We start from the raw sequence: 15,418 nt of genomic DNA, 5'->3' as shown, positions 1-15,418 counted from the left end.
GATTAAAAGAAACTAACTTCAATGCCCAAGGAAACAGTTTATCTCGTTGATGGGACGTCCTTATGTTATCGTTCTTTCTTTGCAATTAAACTTTCAAACTCACAAGGAGTGCCTACCGGTTCAGTATACGGAGTGTATCAAACTTTAAAAAAGATAATCTCAAAGTATAATCCGTCATATTTGGGAGTTTGTTTTGATGTTTCCCGAAAAACCTTTCGGCAGGATAAGTTTAAAGAATATAAGATTCAGCGTCCGCCGATGCCCGATGACCTAGGGACTCAAATCCCTTTGGTGAAAAAACTAATTTCTTATTTGGGTATTAAAATAGTCGAAAAGAAAAATTTTGAAGCCGACGATGTTATTGCTACTCTTTGTAAACAGGCAACCAGTCGTAAAAAACAAGTTGTAATTGTTTCTTCTGATAAGGATCTTTATCAACTTCTTGAGAACGATGAGGTAAGTATTTATAGTTACCACAAAGACAAGTTTACTAACCGTAGCGATTTTATTAAAGAAAATGGTTTTAAGCCAGAAGAAATTATTGACTATCTCGCTTTGGCCGGAGATGCCAGCGACAATATTCCTGGGGCTAGAGGCATTGGAAAAGTCGGCGCTAGCAAATTAGTAAAAGAATTTAAAACCGTTGAGAATATTTTTAATAATTTAGATAAAGTTTCACCAAAAATGCAAACTATATTGAAAGAAAGTAAAGAAACTGTTTTCTTAAGCAAAGAGTTGGTGACCCTAGAGACGCCGGCGCTTGAATTGAGTTGTGATGATTTGAAAATAGATCAGATTGATACTAAAGGTTTGTATGATATGTTTAGCGAATTTGAATTTAAGGCATTTTTAAAAGATCTTCCGGCGCCAAAGCTGGAAATAGATTTAGCGGTAAAAACTAGTTTAGATAAAAAGGCAAAAGAAAATTTGGTTAAAGAGCCGTTGCCTTTAGTGGTTAGCGGTAATGATATTTTTATTTTTGATCAATTTAAAAACTGTATTTATAAACTGGCTTTAAGTGAAGCGGAAGATATTCTTACTGATCAGAAAATTAAGAAGTTATCTCATGGTTTTAGGGAAAAGATGGCTGATTCTGCGTCGGCGATCAGTAAACTTCAAGGGGTCTGGTTTGATACCAAAATAGCCGCTTATCTCTTAGATTCAAGTCTCATTGATTATGAGCTAGAGGCAGTTGTTAATCACTATTTAGGAGAGCATACTAATCAAATACCTGATGAGCTTAAACCTTATTTTATCTATAAACTTTATCAGTTATTCTTAGAGACATTAAAAAAACAGTCTTTGGATAAACTTTTTTTTGAAGTAGAAGTGCCGCTAATTGAAGTTTTAAGCCAGATGCAAGCTCAAGGAGTTAAGGTCCAGGCTAAGGTGTTAACTAAGTTATTAGAGGAGGTTGAAGCAAAAGTCATGTCCCATCAGGCAGCGGTTTTTAAAGCAGCTGGGCATGAGTTTAACTTAAACTCTCCTAAACAGCTGAGTTTAGTCCTTTTTCAGGAGTTGGGCATACCGCCAGTAAAAAAAACTAAGACCGGGTATTCAACCAATGAAGAAGTTTTAGAAAAACTTTCTTTAGATCATTCAATAGCCAAGGACATTATTGAGCACCGGCATTTAAATAAGCTTAAAAATACCTATATTATGCCGTTGATTCAAGAAGTTAAGGCCAATAAAGGAATGTTACATACTCAATTTCATCAAACCAAGGCTCAAACTGGCCGACTTTCAAGCTCAGGACCTAACTTGCAAAGCATTCCGGTTAAGGGCGAGTTTTCAAATGCCTTGAGAAGAGCCTTTGTTCCAAAGAGCCCTGATGGTTGTATTCTTTCTGGAGACTATTCACAAATTGAGTTGCGGATTTTGGCTCATCTTTCTAAAGATAAAGAGCTAATTAAGGCTTTTAGAGATAACTTAGATATTCATACTTATACTGCGTCATTACTTTTTGGTAAGAAGAATGATAAGGTTTCGGAGTTAGAACGCAATGTTGCCAAGACAGTAAATTTTGGGATTATTTATGGTATGAGCTCATACGGCCTAGTTCGTGAATTAAAAATTAGCAATATTGAAGCTCAAAATTTTATTGATGATTATTTCAAGCGTTACCCCGGAGTTAAGGCTTATTCAGAAGAGGTTAAAGCTCAAGCCAACAAACAAGGCTTTGTTACGACAATTTTGGGTCGCCAAAGAAGGATACCAGAGGTAAAGAGTCCTAATCTTAAGTTACGAGAGTTTGCCCTTCGTCAAGCAGTTAATGCTCCGATTCAAGGCTCTTGCGCTGATATTATTAAGGTCGCGATGATTAAAATTTACAATCAATTAAAGCAGGAAAAATTACAGGCAAAACTTACTATTCAAATTCATGATGAATTAATCTTTGATCTTCCTAAGAGTGAACTAAGTCGGGTTTCGGCTTTAGTCCGAAAGCAGATGGAGGGAGCGGTTGATTTAGAAATTCCGGTTAAAGTTAACTTAAAGGCTGGTAATAATTGGGGTGATTTGGAGAATATTCAATGAAAATAGCTTTTTGTTCATCTGAGGTTTTCCCTTTTGCTAAGACTGGTGGATTGGCTGATGTCGTTGCAGCTTTACCGGCGGCCTTAGTTGAGTCTGGGTGTGAAGTAAAAGTTTTCCTACCGCTTTATAAAAACATAAAACCTGAGCAAATGGGTGATGGTTTTGGGATTAGCCGAAAGGGTAAGTTAGAGTTTTTCTTTATCAAGAATGACGAATTTTACCTTCGTTCCGGAATCTATGGCACTCCTTCTGGAGACTATCCTGATAATTTAGAACGGTTTACTTTTTTTAGTAATCAAGTATTGAAAGTTCTAAAGGAAATAGATTTCCAGCCCGATATAATTAATTGCAATGATTGGCAGACTTCTTGGGTTAATATTGCGCTTAAGCTAAAACACGGCGACGATCCTTTTTATGCTAAAACCAAGACGGTTTTAACAATTCATAATGTTGCTTATCAGGGTATTTTTGATAAGGATAAATTTTCTCTTTTAGGGATAGCTGAAAAATATTTTCGTCCTGAATACTTGGAGTTTTACGATAAGATCAATTTACTTAAAGGGGGGATTATTTTTTCCGACCTAGTGAATACGGTAAGCCCTACCTATGCTAAACAGATTAAAACTCCTGAATTTGGCTGTGGCCTAGAGGGCGTGCTAGCCGAAAGAGGCGATAAGGTAATTGGTATTCTTAATGCTATTGATTATCATATTTGGGACCCGGCAATAGATAACCTTATCGATAAGAAATATAGTCCAAAGTCCCTTTCGGATAAGAAAATAAATAAGAAGGGTCTCCAAAAAGAGCTTGGTTTTAAGGTTGATGAAGATATTTTTTTGCTTGGGATGGTTAGCCGTTTAGCCGAACAAAAGGGAGTTGATATTCTTCATCAGGCTTTAGATGAAATGCTTGGTAAATATCAGCTGGTTATTCTTGGTTTAGGTGATGAGCAGTATCATCAGATGCTTAAGGCTAAGAGTGAACAATTCAAAAATTCTTTTTCGCTTAATTTAACTTTTAATGAGAGTTTAGCTCATAAAATTTATGCTGGTTGTGATGCTTTTTTATTGCCTTCACGTTTTGAGCCTTGCGGGCTTTCCCAGATGATCAGTTATAAGTATGCAACTGTACCAATAGTTAATCATACTGGAGGCTTGGTTGATACGGTTGTCGATGCTTCTTGCGGCGGTGGCGGATTTGTTTTTAAAAATTATGCTGCCGAGGACTTACTTTTAACCTTAGATCGAGCTAAGAAGGTATTTGATCATAAAGATCAATGGCAGAAAATTTTAGATGAGATAGTTACCTATAATTTTTCCTGGGAAGTAGCCGCTAAGCATTATTATGAGGTTTATGAGTCTTTATTGACTCAATAATTAAGTTTATGCTAGTTGTTGGTTTAACCGGAAATATTGGAAGCGGAAAAACAACGGTTCTTAAGTTGCTCAAGGCTAAAGGAGCCCCTACTTTTAATTGTGATCAACAGATTCATAAGTATTATCGTAATCGTAAAGGTTTAGTTTATAAAAAGTTAGTAGCTTTGTTTCCGGAAGTTTTAAGCCGTGGCCGGATTAATCGGAAGTTGCTTTCTGAGATTGTTTTTTCCGATCCTGTTAAGTTGAAAAAACTTGAAAGAGTGGTTCATCCGTTAGTCATTAAAGATTTGACTAATTGGATTAAGAAATGTCGTAGGCAGGCTAGGTCGAAAATCGCCATCGCCGAAGTCCCACTTCTTTTCGAGAAAAAACTAACCGCCAGGTTTGATTTAGTTGTTTTGGTTAAACTGAAACTAAAAGTCAGTCTTAAGCGGCTTAATGAAATATATGGATTTTCTAAAGGGTTAGCTCTCAAGCGGTTGTCTTTTTATTGCCCCTTGAGAGAAAAAATAAAACGGGCAGATTTTGTTATTGATAATAGTGGTAAGATTAAAGAATTAACCAAGGAGGTTGATTTACTGTGGAAAAACCTAAAACAAAAGTAAAGGCTAAAGAAGCTCAAACAGATGGCACCATTGACATCGGCACGCTTAAGGAGATGAAGGTCTCTGAATTGAATAAAATTTCCAAAAAGCTTAATGTTAATGGCATGAGTGGAGTAAAAAAGCAGGATTTGATTTTTAAGATACTGCAAGCTCAGGCTGAAAAACAAGGGTTAATGTTTGGGGATGGAGTATTAGAAGTTCTGCCGGAAGGGTTTGGGTTCTTGAGGGCAACAAACTATAATTATTTACCTTCACCTGATGATATCTATGTTTCTCCTTCTCAGATTAGAAAATTTTCTCTTCGGACCGGAGATACGGTTAGCGGTCAAATTAGGCCGCCCAAGGATAATGAAAAGTATTTTGCTTTGCTTAAGGTTGAAGCAGTTAATCTTGAGCATCCTGATGAGTCACGAAATAGAATTCTTTTTGACAACCTTACCCCGATTTACCCTAAGGACAGATTTATTTTAGAGACTGAACCTAAGGAACCTTCGACTCGGATATTGGATATTCTTTGTCCGATTGGTAAGGGCCAGCGCGGTTTGATTGTTGCTCCGCCTTACAGCGGAAAAACAGTCCTGCTTCAGAAGGTAGCGAATTCTATTGCTAAGAACTATCCAGAGGTTATTTTGATGGTTCTGCTTATTGATGAACGACCGGAAGAAGTAACTGAAATGAAAAAGATGGTTAGGGGTGAGGTTATTAGCTCGACCTTTGATGAGCCGGCTCAGCGCCATGTTCAAGTCGCCGAGATGGTTATCGAGAAGGCGAAGAAGTTAGTTGAGCACAAGAAAGACGTGGTTATACTTCTAGACAGTATCACTCGTTTAGCTCGGGCTTATAACCTTGTTGAGCCTCATTCGGGAAGGATTCTTTCGGGAGGTATTGATTCGGGAGCTTTGCATAAGCCGAAAAGATTTTTTGGTGCAGCTCGGGCTCAGGAAGAGGGCGGTTCTTTGACTATAATTGCAACAGCGCTTATTGATACTGGATCGCGAATGGATGATGTAATTTTTGAAGAGTTTAAGGGAACTGGTAATATGGAAATTACCCTTGATCGTAGCATCTTTCAGAAGAGAATTTATCCGGCAATTGACATTAAGCGTTCCAATACTCGTAGAGAGGAGCTTTTGATACATCCTGATGAGTTGCCAAGGATATGGATACTGAGAAAGGCCTTAAATGAGCTAAGCTCAGTAGAGGCTCTTGAGCTTTTGCTTCAGAGATTAGCCAAAACTCAGAACAACGTGGAATTTCTGTTGACTCTTAATAAATAATGATATAATACAGCTCTTTTTAGCCCAAAGACCTTAGGGGGCCAGGAGAGGTTGAAATGGTGATTATTTTAAGTAAAATCTAAGTAAAACGGAGGTAAGCAATGAAGGAAAAGACACATCCTAAGTATGAGCAGGCAACGGTAATGTGCGCTTGTGGCAATGTGGTGCATACTCGTTCGACCAGGAAATCAATCAATGTGGAGATTTGTTCAAATTGCCATCCTTTTTTCACCGGAAAGCAAAAGTTTGTTGATTCTGAAGGAAGAGTCGATAAGTTTTTGAAGAAATACGGTAAAAAGAAATAAGGCGTCGAAATTTCGAATGATTAACTTTGATAAATTAAAAGAAGAGCATAAGAAAATTGCTAAAGAACTTTCTTCTCAGGATTTGCTGAAAAAGAGAGAAGAGTACACTAAATTGGCTAAGAGATTTTCCTACCTAGAAAAAATCATCAAGCTTTCGGAAACTCGAGACAAGCATCTTAAAGAGAAGGAACATCTTTCCCAGATTTCTTCTGATAGTTCGGAATCTGAAGAGATGAGAGCTATGGCTAGTGAAGAGTTAAAAGAGTTAAAGCAAAAGCTAGTTGAGCTTGATCGGGAAATTGAAGATAAGATTTTTGAAGCCGATCAGCCCGACCGTGACGTAATTATTGAGATACGCTCGGCTGCTGGAGGAGATGAAGCTGCTCTTTTTGGCGCAACTTTGTTTAATATGTATTCTAGGTATGCTGAGTCTAAAGGATGGAAACAAGAGATTCTAAGTTCGCATCTTACCGGAATCGGCGGGCTTAAAGAAATTTACTTTTCGCTAAAAGGAAAAGGAGCTTGGCAGCATCTTAAATTTGAAAGCGGCGTACATCGGGTTCAGCGAGTCCCAACTACTGAAAGCGGAGGTAGAATCCATACTTCAACCGCTACGGTAGCAGTTTTAGTTGAGCCAAAAGAGGTTGAGTTGAAGATAAACCCTGAAGATTTAAAAGTAGATACTTATCGGGCTTCTGGTGCCGGCGGTCAGCACGTAAACGTTACTGACTCAGCAGTACGTATGACCCATATTCCGAGTGGAGTTATAGTAACTTGTCAGGATGAACGATCGCAAATTAAAAACCGAGCCAAAGCTTTGCGAGTTATTAAGGCTCGAATAATGGAAAAGATGATGCGTGATGAAACTAATAAGATGACCGAGGCTCGTCGTACCCAAGTTGGCACTGGTGATCGTAGTGAAAAAATACGTACTTATAATTTTCCTGAGAGAAGAGTCACTGATCATCGGATAAATTTTACTCTTTATAAACTTGAAGCTGTCTTAGAGGGAAATCTCGATGAAGTTACTGATCGCTTAATTGCTGAGGAAAGAAAAAAAATTTATGAAGCTAAAGGATTGGCTTAAAGAGTATCGGGCTGATTTCAATGATCGGGACTTACGCTTTCTCCTAAAGCATAGCTTGGGGAAAGATGATTCCGAATTGGAAAGAATATGTAAGGCTTACGCCCAAGGCATGCCCTTGGCTTATATTTTAGGTAAAGAAGAGTTTTTTGGCTATGAGTTTGATATATCGCCGGATGTTTTAATTCCTCGGCCGGAAACTGAGCTAATTGTTGAGAAGGCAATAGAATTAGTTAATACTCAAGATTTAAGCTCAGTGCTAGATTTATGCTGTGGTTCGGGAAATATTGCAATAGCTATCAAGAATTCACTTTCTAGGGATTTATCAATCGTTGCTTCTGATTGTAGCCTTGAGGCCCTTAAAGTAGCCGAGTTAAATGCTAAGAAGCATAAGGTTAATATTAATTTCATTCAGACAGACTTATTAACTGGTTTTGAGCGAAACAGTTTTGATTTAATCGTCAGCAACCCTCCCTATGTTGAAGATGAAGCCATAGGAGGTACACTTAACTATGAGCCTCGTGCGGCTTTATCCGGCGGCAGTGACGGATTAGGGGTTATTAAAAAGATTCTCAAGCAAGCTAAAGGTTGCCTAAGGAATGAAGGTTATCTGATCATTGAGATTGGTTATAAACATAAGAATATTCTTGATGAGTATATTAACCGGCTTAACTCATACGAAATAGTTGAATCAATCAAAGATTATTCTGGTCATTTTCGAGGGATCGTTTTAAAGAATAGGTAGTCAAAATATAACCGATGGATAAGTTTGTAATTCATCAATCCCAACTTTCAGGAAGTATAAAGGTGAGCGGTTCCAAGAATGCAGCTTTGCCGATAATGGCCGCAACTATTCTTACCGATCAAGATTGCCTAATCGAGAATGTGCCCGAGCTTCGGGATATTCGAACCATGATTGGAATTCTTGAAGGCTTGGGCAAAAAAATAAGCTTTGAAAATAGTAATTTAGTTATTAAGGCTAAGCCGAATAAGTCTTTTGTGGCTCCTTATCGTTTGGTTCGGACAATGCGGGCTTCTTTTTGTTGTCTAGGGCCGCTTTTAGCTAAACGCAAAAAGGCAAAAGTAGCCTTGCCCGGTGGTTGCGTTATTGGACCAAGACCGGTAGATTTACATATAAAAGGATTAAAACAGCTCGGGGCTGATATTTTTATTGAACAGGGCTATTGTCAGGCTAAGGCTAAGAAGTTAAACGGTGAGCATATTTATTTGGGTGGAGCTTTTGGATCTTCAGTTTTAGCTACCGCAAATGTATTAATGGCCGCTACCTTGGCCGATGGTGAAACCATAATTGAGTATGCGGCTTGCGAGCCAGAGATAGAGTGCTTAGCTTCATTTTTAAGGAAAATGGGAGCAGAGATTAAAGGAGAAGGATCGCCTTTAATAAGAATAAAAGGAGTTAAGGAGCTTGGTGGCTGTAAATTTAGAGTTATTCCGGATAGAATTGAAGCTGGAACTTTTATTGCTGCGAGCTTAGCAACTGGTTCTGAGCTTAAAATAGAGGGAGTAAACCCAACTCATTTGACTTCGGTTATTGATACAGCTAGAAGTATTGGGTCTCAGATTACAATTTGTGATGGTTCTTCGCTAGTGGTTAAACCTAAGGCAAGGCTAGAGCCGGTAAATATAACAACCCTTGCTTACCCGGGATTCCCCACTGATCTTCAGGCTCAGTTTATGGCTTGTCTTTGCTTAGCCAAGGGAACATCCTTAATCAATGAGAAGATTTATCCTGATCGATTTATGCACGTGGCTGAATTAAATCGGATGGGTGCGGCGATCCAGCGGAGTGGACCTTATGCCATTATTGAAGGCAAAGGCAGCCTTTACGGGGCAGAAATTATGGCTTCTGATTTAAGGGCTTCGGCAGCCTTGGTAATTGCTGGTTTAGCAGCCAAAGGTAAGACCGAAGTTTCAAGAGTTTATCATATTGATCGCGGTTATGAGCAGATAGAGCATAAATTAAGAAAGGCTGGAGCAAAGATAAAGCGAGAAAAACAATGAAAGTGCTGATCATAGATAATTATGATTCTTTTACCTATAACTTGGTTCAATATTTACAAGAACTTGGCGCTGATACCCAGGTGTTTCGAAATGATGCTGTTAGCTTGTCAAAGTTAAAAAGGTTGAAATTCGACCGAATAGTTATTTCTCCCGGTCCGGGCCAGCCCAAAGATGCCGGAATAAGTTGTGAATTAATTAGCTATTTTTATAAAAAAGTGCCAATTTTAGGAGTTTGCTTGGGGCATCAATGTATTGGTTCTTGTTTTGGTGCTAAGATAGTCAGAGCTAGAAAAATAATGCATGGTAAAACCTCATTAGTTTATCACAACAAAAAGGGGATTTTTAAGGCAGTTAAGAATCCCTTTTTAGCTACTCGTTATCATTCGCTTTTGATTGATAAAAAGACTTTGCCAGAAAATTTAACTATTACCGCTCAAACTAAAGATGGTATAATAATGGGAGTTAAGATGGATGATTTTCCTCTTTATGGAGTTCAGTTTCATCCTGAGTCTATTTTAACTAAAGAAGGTAAAAAAATACTTAAAAACTTCTTAAAGCTATGATTAAAGAAGCAATCAATGCTTTAGTTAATGGCCAAGATTTAAGTTTTGATCAAACCAAGGCTGTTTTTGAGCAGATATTTAACCATAAGGCTGAGAGCTCACAGATAGCGGCTTTTTTAACAGCCTTAAAGATAAAGGGTGAGAAAGAATCGGAGATATCAGCAGCTGCGACTGTTGTCCGAAGTCATGCCAATAAGATAAATATCGGAAAAGATCTCATTGGCCAAGACATAAATAGCCAGCCGATAATCGATACTTGTGGAACTGGAGGCTCTGGCCTTAATAAGTTTAATATTTCGACTGCGGTTAGCTTTGTGATAGCTTCATCGGGCACAATCGTGGCTAAACATGGTAATAGGGCAATGTCTTCATCTTGCGGCAGTGCCGATGTTCTAGAGGCCTTAGGTATCAATATTTCTGCTAAAGCGGAAGTGATGGAGCAGGCTTTAAAAAAATGTGGAATTGCATTTTTGTATGCACCTTTATATCATCCGGCCCTAGGTGAGGTAGCTAAGATAAGAAGAGAAATGGGGATTCGGACGATTTTTAACATTTTGGGTCCGCTTTGTAATCCGGCTCAAGCTAACCATCAATTGCTCGGAGTTTACAGCCCGGATTTAGTTGTACCTTTGGCTAAAGTGTTGAGACAGTTGGGTTCAAAAAGAGCAATGGTAGTTTATGGTAAAGATTTAAAAGATGAGATATCGCTTACCGGAAAAACTGAAAGTGCTTTTTTGAATAATAAAAAAATAACTAAATTAACCTTATCACCGGCTAGCTTTGGCTTAAAGAAGATCAGAGTTTCTGATATTCTAGCTGATCGGCCTGACATCTCAGCCCAAATGATTAGGGATGTTTTGGCTGGAAAAAAGGGGGCTTCTCGGGATATTGTTTTAGCTAATGCTTCAGCTTGTCTTTATATCTTAGCTAAGGTAGATAACTTTAAGCAGGGCGTAGCCCAGGCTGCTCAATTGATAGATCAAGGTAAAGCTAAGGCTAAATATCTTGAATTTAAGAATTTTTTAGAAACCAATGCATAAGACATTATCACTTATCTTAGAGGCCAAAAAAAGAAGGGTCCAAGTTTTACGCAAAAACCGTGAGGTTTTTGAGTCTTTAATTAAAAAAGCTCCTCAGCCGCTATCGTTCAAAGATGCAATAAATCGTAAAGATAAGGTTTCGTTTATTGCTGAAATCAAACAAGCTTCTCCTTCAGCCGGAATATTGCGTAAAGACTTTTCAGCTTTAGAACTAGCCAAGATATTTAAGGATGGGGGTGCTAATGCGCTTTCAGTAGTTACTGAAGAGGATTTCTTTTTGGGAAAGATCAACTATATCGAAGAAATCAGAAAGCAAATTAGCCTGCCGATTTTGCGCAAAGATTTTATAATTGAAGAGGTACAGATTTTAGAGTCACGAACAGTCGGTGCAGACGCTATTTTATTAATTATGGCGATTCTCGATGAGGTGAAAGTAAAAGAGCTGTATGATTTAGCCAAAGAGCTGAATATGGATGTTATAGTTGAGGTCCATAGCGAGAAAGAATTAAAGAAGGCCCTTAATCTAGGGGTGGATATTATCGGAATAAATAGTCGAAACTTACATACTTTTGAAGTTAATATTGAGCGGCCTAAAAAACTCATACCGTTTGTTCCTGAAGGGATCGTAAAGGTTAGTGAAAGCGGCATAAAAACCTTAAAAGATATGTTGGTGCTTAAGGGCTTAGGGGTTAATGCTGTTTTGGTTGGGGAAGCTTTAATGCGTGCTGAAAATATCCAAGAGAAGTTAAAAGAACTGCATATTGACGCCGAAGATGGTTAAAGTAAAAATTTGCGGAATTACTAATTTAGAAGATGCGCTGTTGGCTTCAAGTTTAGGAGCTGATGCTTTGGGGTTTATTTTTTCTAAGAAAAGCCCACGCTATATAAGTGAGTCAGCAGCAAAGAAGATTATAACTCGACTTGATCCTTTCTTAACCAAGGTTGGGGTATTTCTTGATCAGGAACCAAAAGCAGTTTTTGATATTGCCACTAAGCTTAATCTGGATGTTTTACAGTTCCATGGTTCAGAATCAGCCAGTTACTGTCGTTTTTTCGCTAAAAAGTTTAAATTGGTAAAGGTATTTTTTCCGCAAAATTCAGCTGACTTGAAGAAAATATCAGGCTATAAGGTAGATGCTAATATGTTTGATGTAAAATATGAACAAAAAAAGAGTGGGGTCAACTTTCTTTCAGAAAGCATTTTAGCCGGCATTTCAAAGCTTATTAAAAGGGGTGAACCGGTGATAATTTCCGGCGGCCTTAATGTTAATAATGTTATTAAAATAAAAAAACTTAAACCTTATGCTATAGATGTTGCTAGCGGCATTGAGAAGTTGGTTGGTAAAAAGGATGAACAGCTAATTAAAGAATTTATTGAGAAGGTTAAAAGATGAGCTTACCGAACAAGAAAGGATATTTTGGAGCTTTTGGTGGAAAATATATTCCCGAGACGCTTTCGGTTTGTTTAAAGGAACTTGAGAATGCCTACAATAGCTATAAGCGAGATAGCAAATTTAAGCAGAGCTTAAGCTTTTACTTGAATGAATATGCCGGAAGACCAACGCCTTTATATTTTGCTCAGCGGATCAGTAAACAGCTGGGCCTTAAGGTATATTTGAAACGAGAGGATCTTTTACATACTGGAGCGCATAAGATTAATAATGCTCTCGGTCAGGCTTTATTAGCAAAACATATGGGTAAGCATCGGGTAATTGCTGAAACTGGCGCTGGTCAACATGGCGTTGCCGTAGCTACAGTTTGTTCGCTTTTATCTTTGGATTGTGATATTTATATGGGCGCTGAGGATGTTAAGCGACAGCAGATGAATGTTTTGAGGATGAAGGTTTTGGGAGCAAATGTTATTCCGGTTGAAAGCGGCTCAAAGACCTTAAAAGATGCCTGCAATGAAGCTTTTCGTGATTGGGTAACTAATGTGCGAACAACTTATTATCTCTTAGGTTCAGCAGTTGGTCCACATCCCTATCCGATGATGGTTAGAGATTTCCAGGCTCCGATTGGTATTGAAGCTAGAAGCCAGATATTGAAAAAAGAGGGTAGGCTTCCTGATTATCTGCTTGCCTGTGTTGGCGGCGGTAGCAACTCAATCGGACTTTTCTATCCTTTTTTTGCTGATAAACAGGTTAAGTTTATTGGCGTTGAAGCTGCTGGCTTTGGCTTGGGGGGGTATCATTCAGCATCACTAGTTAAAGGTGAACCGGGAGTTTTTCAAGGGTCACTTTCTTATGTCTTGCAAGATGAGTTTGGCCAGATTAAAAATGCTCATTCAGTAGCCCCTGGTTTAGATTATCCCGGGGTTGGCCCAGAGCACTCTTACTATAAGGTAAGTAAGCGTGCTAAGTATGAAGCTGTTTCTGATGATCAGGCCGTTGAGGGCTTTAGGTTTCTTTCTGAACTAGAGGGGATAATCCCAGCTCTTGAAAGCGCACATGCTATTTATTACTTAAAGCCTTTGGCTAAAAAAAATAAGGGAAAAACAGTGATTGTTTGCCTTTCTGGCCGCGGCGATAAGGATTTAGATATTATTAAAGAATATAATCAAAAAAAGCAGCGCAAGTAATGCGACTAAAAGATAAATTTAAACAACTAAAAAAAGAAAACCGGGGAGCTTTCATTGCTTATGTCCCTTTCGGTTTTCCTAATCCTTCGGCAACCAAGAATATCTGTCTTAGCTTGGAGCGTGGTGGTGCTGATGTAATTGAGCTAGGTATTCCTTTTTCTGATCCTTTGGCTGATGGCCCAATAATTCAGGCTGCAACTACTAAGGCTTTAGCTAACGGTGCAAATATCGATAAGTTTTTTAGCTGCCTAGGAAGTCTAGATAAGGTTTTGACCATACCGGTTGCGGTTATGACTTATTATAATCCTATTTTTAAGTTCGGAATAAGTCAGTTTTTTAAACAACTAAAAAAATATAAGGTTTCAGCGGTATTGGTTGTAGATTTACCGCTTGAAGAGTCGGATGAATACCTAAAGCAAGCCAGGAAGTATGATATCGATACGATCTTTTTTATTACCCCGACGACCGATAAAGAACGGATAAAAAGAATAGTTCGTTCAACTAAAGGATTTATTTATTATATTTCAATAACTGGAATAACCGGGCCTAAGGATATCGCTTATGGTGCAATTACTAAACAGATAAAGGGCATAAAGAAATTGTCAAACTTGCCGGTTTGTGTTGGTTTTGGGATACATTCAGCAAAACAGGTTGCCGAAGTTAATAAGTTTTCAGACGGAGCAATTGTTGGCAGTAGTATAGTTAAGTTTATCGAAGGAAACTATGACAAGAAAGACTTTTTGAGGCGTCTTGAGCGTTACACAGCAAGCCTATGTATGAAATAATTCCAGTCAATAACCTAACCTTTGTATTTTCCCCTTTAGACAATATGGAGACAGCATCTTTGGGGATTTTTTTACGTATTGGTTCGCGTTTTGAAGAAAAGAGGCTTAAAGGTATTGCCCACTTTCTAGAACATATGGTTTTTAAGGGGACTAAAAACTATACTCATCGTAAGATAAAACAGGAAATCGAGGGTCGCGGCGGGTTGCTGAATGCTTTTACTTCCCAAGAGTTAACTGCTTATCATGCTAATTTTCTTAAGAAAAACTTTACTCAGACCTTAGATATTCTTTTAGATATGGTGCAAAACCCACTATTTAGGCCTTTTGATATTCAGAAAGAACGAAAAGTAATTTTACAAGAGATAAAGATGTATAACGATCTTCCTTCGGCTCGAGCAGGGATGCTTGTTGAAAGTTTACTTTGGAAGGGGCATGCTTTAGGTGAAGATGTTATTGGTACTACCCAGACAGTTAACAATGTTCTAGAGAGCGATCTGAAGGCTTTTAGAAATAAATACTATGCTCCGAGTAATACAGTTATATCGCTTTCTGGGGCTTTTCCCCGGCGGGAAGTTTTAGACATCATTAAGGCAAGAGCTAAGGGCTCAAAGGCTAAGGTTAATTTAGCCAGCCCTAAACCTAAGCCTTTAAGCGGTGTACGCATTGCTATTGAGAAAAAACCTTATGAGCAAGCTCATCTTTATTTGGGCTTTAGAGGGGTTCCTTATATGAGTCGGGAGCGGATGGTTTTGCGTTTGCTTAATGTTATTTTAGGTGCCAACATGAGTAGTCGCTTGTTTGAAGAATTACGTGAAAAAAGATCACTTTGCTACGATATTTCTACTGAAGCTAGGTCTTATAAGGATAGTGGTGGTTTTTTAATTCATCTAGGTCTAGACGCCAGTAAGGTAGAGTTAGCAATTAAAGTGATTTTAGCCCAGCTTAATCGTTTAAAGCAAAAAGAGGTGCCGGCTAAAGAGTTGTCACGAGCTAAAGATTATTTGTTGGGCCAGATTGCCATGGCTCTTGAGACGTCGCAAGGGCGGATGGGCTACGCTGCTCAGAGTTATATTAATCTTGGAGAAATTGATAGTTTTCTAGCTTTAAAAAAGAAGATTGAAGCTGTTAGTGCCAGTCAAATAAGGCAGCTAGTTAAAGATTTATTTAGCTTTGATCGGGTTTGTGTTTCTTGCGTCGGCAATATCAAAGAAGGCTTAGATAGTCAAATAAGGAGGCTGATTAGTTAGT

The 15,418-nt window shown here is 38.4% G+C and carries 15 protein-coding genes; all 15 read left to right on the top strand.

Going from position 1 to position 15,418, the window contains the following annotated elements:
• Positions 1 to 21: 21 nt before the first annotated feature.
• The 15 genes from polA (at position 22) to K9L86_06165 (ending at position 15,417) form a co-directional block, all read left to right on the top strand.
• The gene (gene polA, locus K9L86_06235) at positions 22 to 2,535 is read left to right on the top strand and encodes a DNA polymerase I (GenBank protein ID MCF7908449.1); all 2,514 of its coding nucleotides are present in this window, start codon (positions 22 to 24) and stop codon (positions 2,533 to 2,535) included.
• Positions 2,532 to 3,911 carry a glycogen synthase gene (locus tag K9L86_06230; GenBank protein MCF7908448.1) on the top strand — a complete coding sequence of 460 codons (1,380 nt, stop codon included), beginning with the start codon at positions 2,532 to 2,534 and terminating at the stop codon, positions 3,909 to 3,911. Before polA ends, K9L86_06230 begins: the two co-directional genes overlap by 4 nt.
• A gap of 8 nt (positions 3,912 to 3,919) precedes the next feature.
• Positions 3,920 to 4,516, top strand: coding sequence for a dephospho-CoA kinase (gene coaE / locus K9L86_06225; GenBank protein ID MCF7908447.1), 597 nt, complete (start codon positions 3,920 to 3,922; stop codon positions 4,514 to 4,516).
• Positions 4,517 to 4,545: 29 nt separating this feature from the next.
• Complete coding sequence (gene rho / locus K9L86_06220) at positions 4,546 to 5,793, top strand: transcription termination factor Rho (GenBank protein ID MCF7908446.1); 1,248 nt, start codon at positions 4,546 to 4,548, stop codon at positions 5,791 to 5,793.
• 101 nt (positions 5,794 to 5,894) lie between these two features.
• A complete protein-coding gene (gene rpmE / locus K9L86_06215) occupies positions 5,895 to 6,098 on the top strand; it encodes a 50S ribosomal protein L31 (GenBank protein MCF7908445.1) in 204 nt (67 codons plus the stop codon).
• Positions 6,099 to 6,114: 16 nt separating this feature from the next.
• Positions 6,115 to 7,185 (top strand): peptide chain release factor 1, encoded by a 1,071-nt coding sequence (gene prfA / locus K9L86_06210; protein MCF7908444.1) that lies wholly within the window; start codon positions 6,115 to 6,117, stop codon positions 7,183 to 7,185.
• Positions 7,163 to 7,927, top strand: a complete 765-nt coding sequence (gene prmC / locus K9L86_06205) for a peptide chain release factor N(5)-glutamine methyltransferase (protein ID MCF7908443.1) — start codon at positions 7,163 to 7,165, stop codon at positions 7,925 to 7,927. The genes prfA and prmC overlap by 23 nt, the downstream gene beginning before the upstream one ends.
• Positions 7,928 to 7,941: 14 nt before the next feature.
• Positions 7,942 to 9,204, top strand: coding sequence for a UDP-N-acetylglucosamine 1-carboxyvinyltransferase (murA, locus tag K9L86_06200; GenBank protein ID MCF7908442.1), 1,263 nt, complete (start codon positions 7,942 to 7,944; stop codon positions 9,202 to 9,204).
• Positions 9,201 to 9,767, top strand: a complete 567-nt coding sequence (locus K9L86_06195; GenBank protein MCF7908441.1) for an aminodeoxychorismate/anthranilate synthase component II — start codon at positions 9,201 to 9,203, stop codon at positions 9,765 to 9,767. Before murA ends, K9L86_06195 begins: the two co-directional genes overlap by 4 nt.
• Positions 9,764 to 10,807 carry an anthranilate phosphoribosyltransferase gene (trpD, locus tag K9L86_06190; GenBank protein MCF7908440.1) on the top strand — a complete coding sequence of 348 codons (1,044 nt, stop codon included), beginning with the start codon at positions 9,764 to 9,766 and terminating at the stop codon, positions 10,805 to 10,807. The genes K9L86_06195 and trpD overlap by 4 nt, the downstream gene beginning before the upstream one ends.
• Positions 10,800 to 11,588, top strand: coding sequence for an indole-3-glycerol phosphate synthase TrpC (gene trpC, locus K9L86_06185; protein ID MCF7908439.1), 789 nt, complete (start codon positions 10,800 to 10,802; stop codon positions 11,586 to 11,588). Before trpD ends, trpC begins: the two co-directional genes overlap by 8 nt.
• Positions 11,581 to 12,201 carry a phosphoribosylanthranilate isomerase gene (locus tag K9L86_06180; protein MCF7908438.1) on the top strand — a complete coding sequence of 207 codons (621 nt, stop codon included), beginning with the start codon at positions 11,581 to 11,583 and terminating at the stop codon, positions 12,199 to 12,201. Before trpC ends, K9L86_06180 begins: the two co-directional genes overlap by 8 nt.
• Entirely contained in the window at positions 12,198 to 13,385 is a 1,188-nt protein-coding gene (trpB, locus tag K9L86_06175) for a tryptophan synthase subunit beta (protein MCF7908437.1), read from the top strand. Before K9L86_06180 ends, trpB begins: the two co-directional genes overlap by 4 nt.
• Positions 13,385 to 14,170, top strand: a complete 786-nt coding sequence (gene trpA / locus K9L86_06170; protein ID MCF7908436.1) for a tryptophan synthase subunit alpha — start codon at positions 13,385 to 13,387, stop codon at positions 14,168 to 14,170. The genes trpB and trpA overlap by 1 nt, the downstream gene beginning before the upstream one ends.
• A complete protein-coding gene (locus K9L86_06165) occupies positions 14,158 to 15,417 on the top strand; it encodes an insulinase family protein (protein MCF7908435.1) in 1,260 nt (419 codons plus the stop codon). The genes trpA and K9L86_06165 overlap by 13 nt, the downstream gene beginning before the upstream one ends.
• The last annotated feature ends 1 nt before the right edge of the window (position 15,418 follow it).

The organism is Candidatus Omnitrophota bacterium (assembly GCA_021735655.1).
Lineage (GTDB): Bacteria > Omnitrophota > Gorgyraeia > Duberdicusellales > 4484-171 > JAHKAJ01.
This window is presented reverse-complemented; position numbering and strand designations above follow the sequence as displayed.

Bases quoted from the DNA above. Each gene is read 5' to 3' on its own strand.
- polA (MCF7908449.1), top strand. From the start codon at position 22: ATGCCCAAGGAAACAGTTTATCTCGTTGATGGGACGTCCTTATGTTAT.
- K9L86_06230 (MCF7908448.1), top strand. From the start codon at position 2,532: ATGAAAATAGCTTTTTGTTCATCTGAGGTTTTCCCTTTTGCTAAGACT.
- coaE (MCF7908447.1), top strand. From the start codon at position 3,920: ATGCTAGTTGTTGGTTTAACCGGAAATATTGGAAGCGGAAAAACAACG.
- rpmE (MCF7908445.1), top strand. From the start codon at position 5,895: ATGAAGGAAAAGACACATCCTAAGTATGAGCAGGCAACGGTAATGTGC.
- prfA (MCF7908444.1), top strand. From the start codon at position 6,115: ATGATTAACTTTGATAAATTAAAAGAAGAGCATAAGAAAATTGCTAAA.
- prmC (MCF7908443.1), top strand. From the start codon at position 7,163: ATGAAGCTAAAGGATTGGCTTAAAGAGTATCGGGCTGATTTCAATGAT.
- murA (MCF7908442.1), top strand. From the start codon at position 7,942: ATGGATAAGTTTGTAATTCATCAATCCCAACTTTCAGGAAGTATAAAG.
- K9L86_06195 (MCF7908441.1), top strand. From the start codon at position 9,201: ATGAAAGTGCTGATCATAGATAATTATGATTCTTTTACCTATAACTTG.
- trpD (MCF7908440.1), top strand. From the start codon at position 9,764: ATGATTAAAGAAGCAATCAATGCTTTAGTTAATGGCCAAGATTTAAGT.
- trpC (MCF7908439.1), top strand. From the start codon at position 10,800: ATGCATAAGACATTATCACTTATCTTAGAGGCCAAAAAAAGAAGGGTC.
- K9L86_06180 (MCF7908438.1), top strand. From the start codon at position 11,581: ATGGTTAAAGTAAAAATTTGCGGAATTACTAATTTAGAAGATGCGCTG.
- trpB (MCF7908437.1), top strand. From the start codon at position 12,198: ATGAGCTTACCGAACAAGAAAGGATATTTTGGAGCTTTTGGTGGAAAA.
- trpA (MCF7908436.1), top strand. From the start codon at position 13,385: ATGCGACTAAAAGATAAATTTAAACAACTAAAAAAAGAAAACCGGGGA.
- K9L86_06165 (MCF7908435.1), top strand. From the start codon at position 14,158: ATGTATGAAATAATTCCAGTCAATAACCTAACCTTTGTATTTTCCCCT.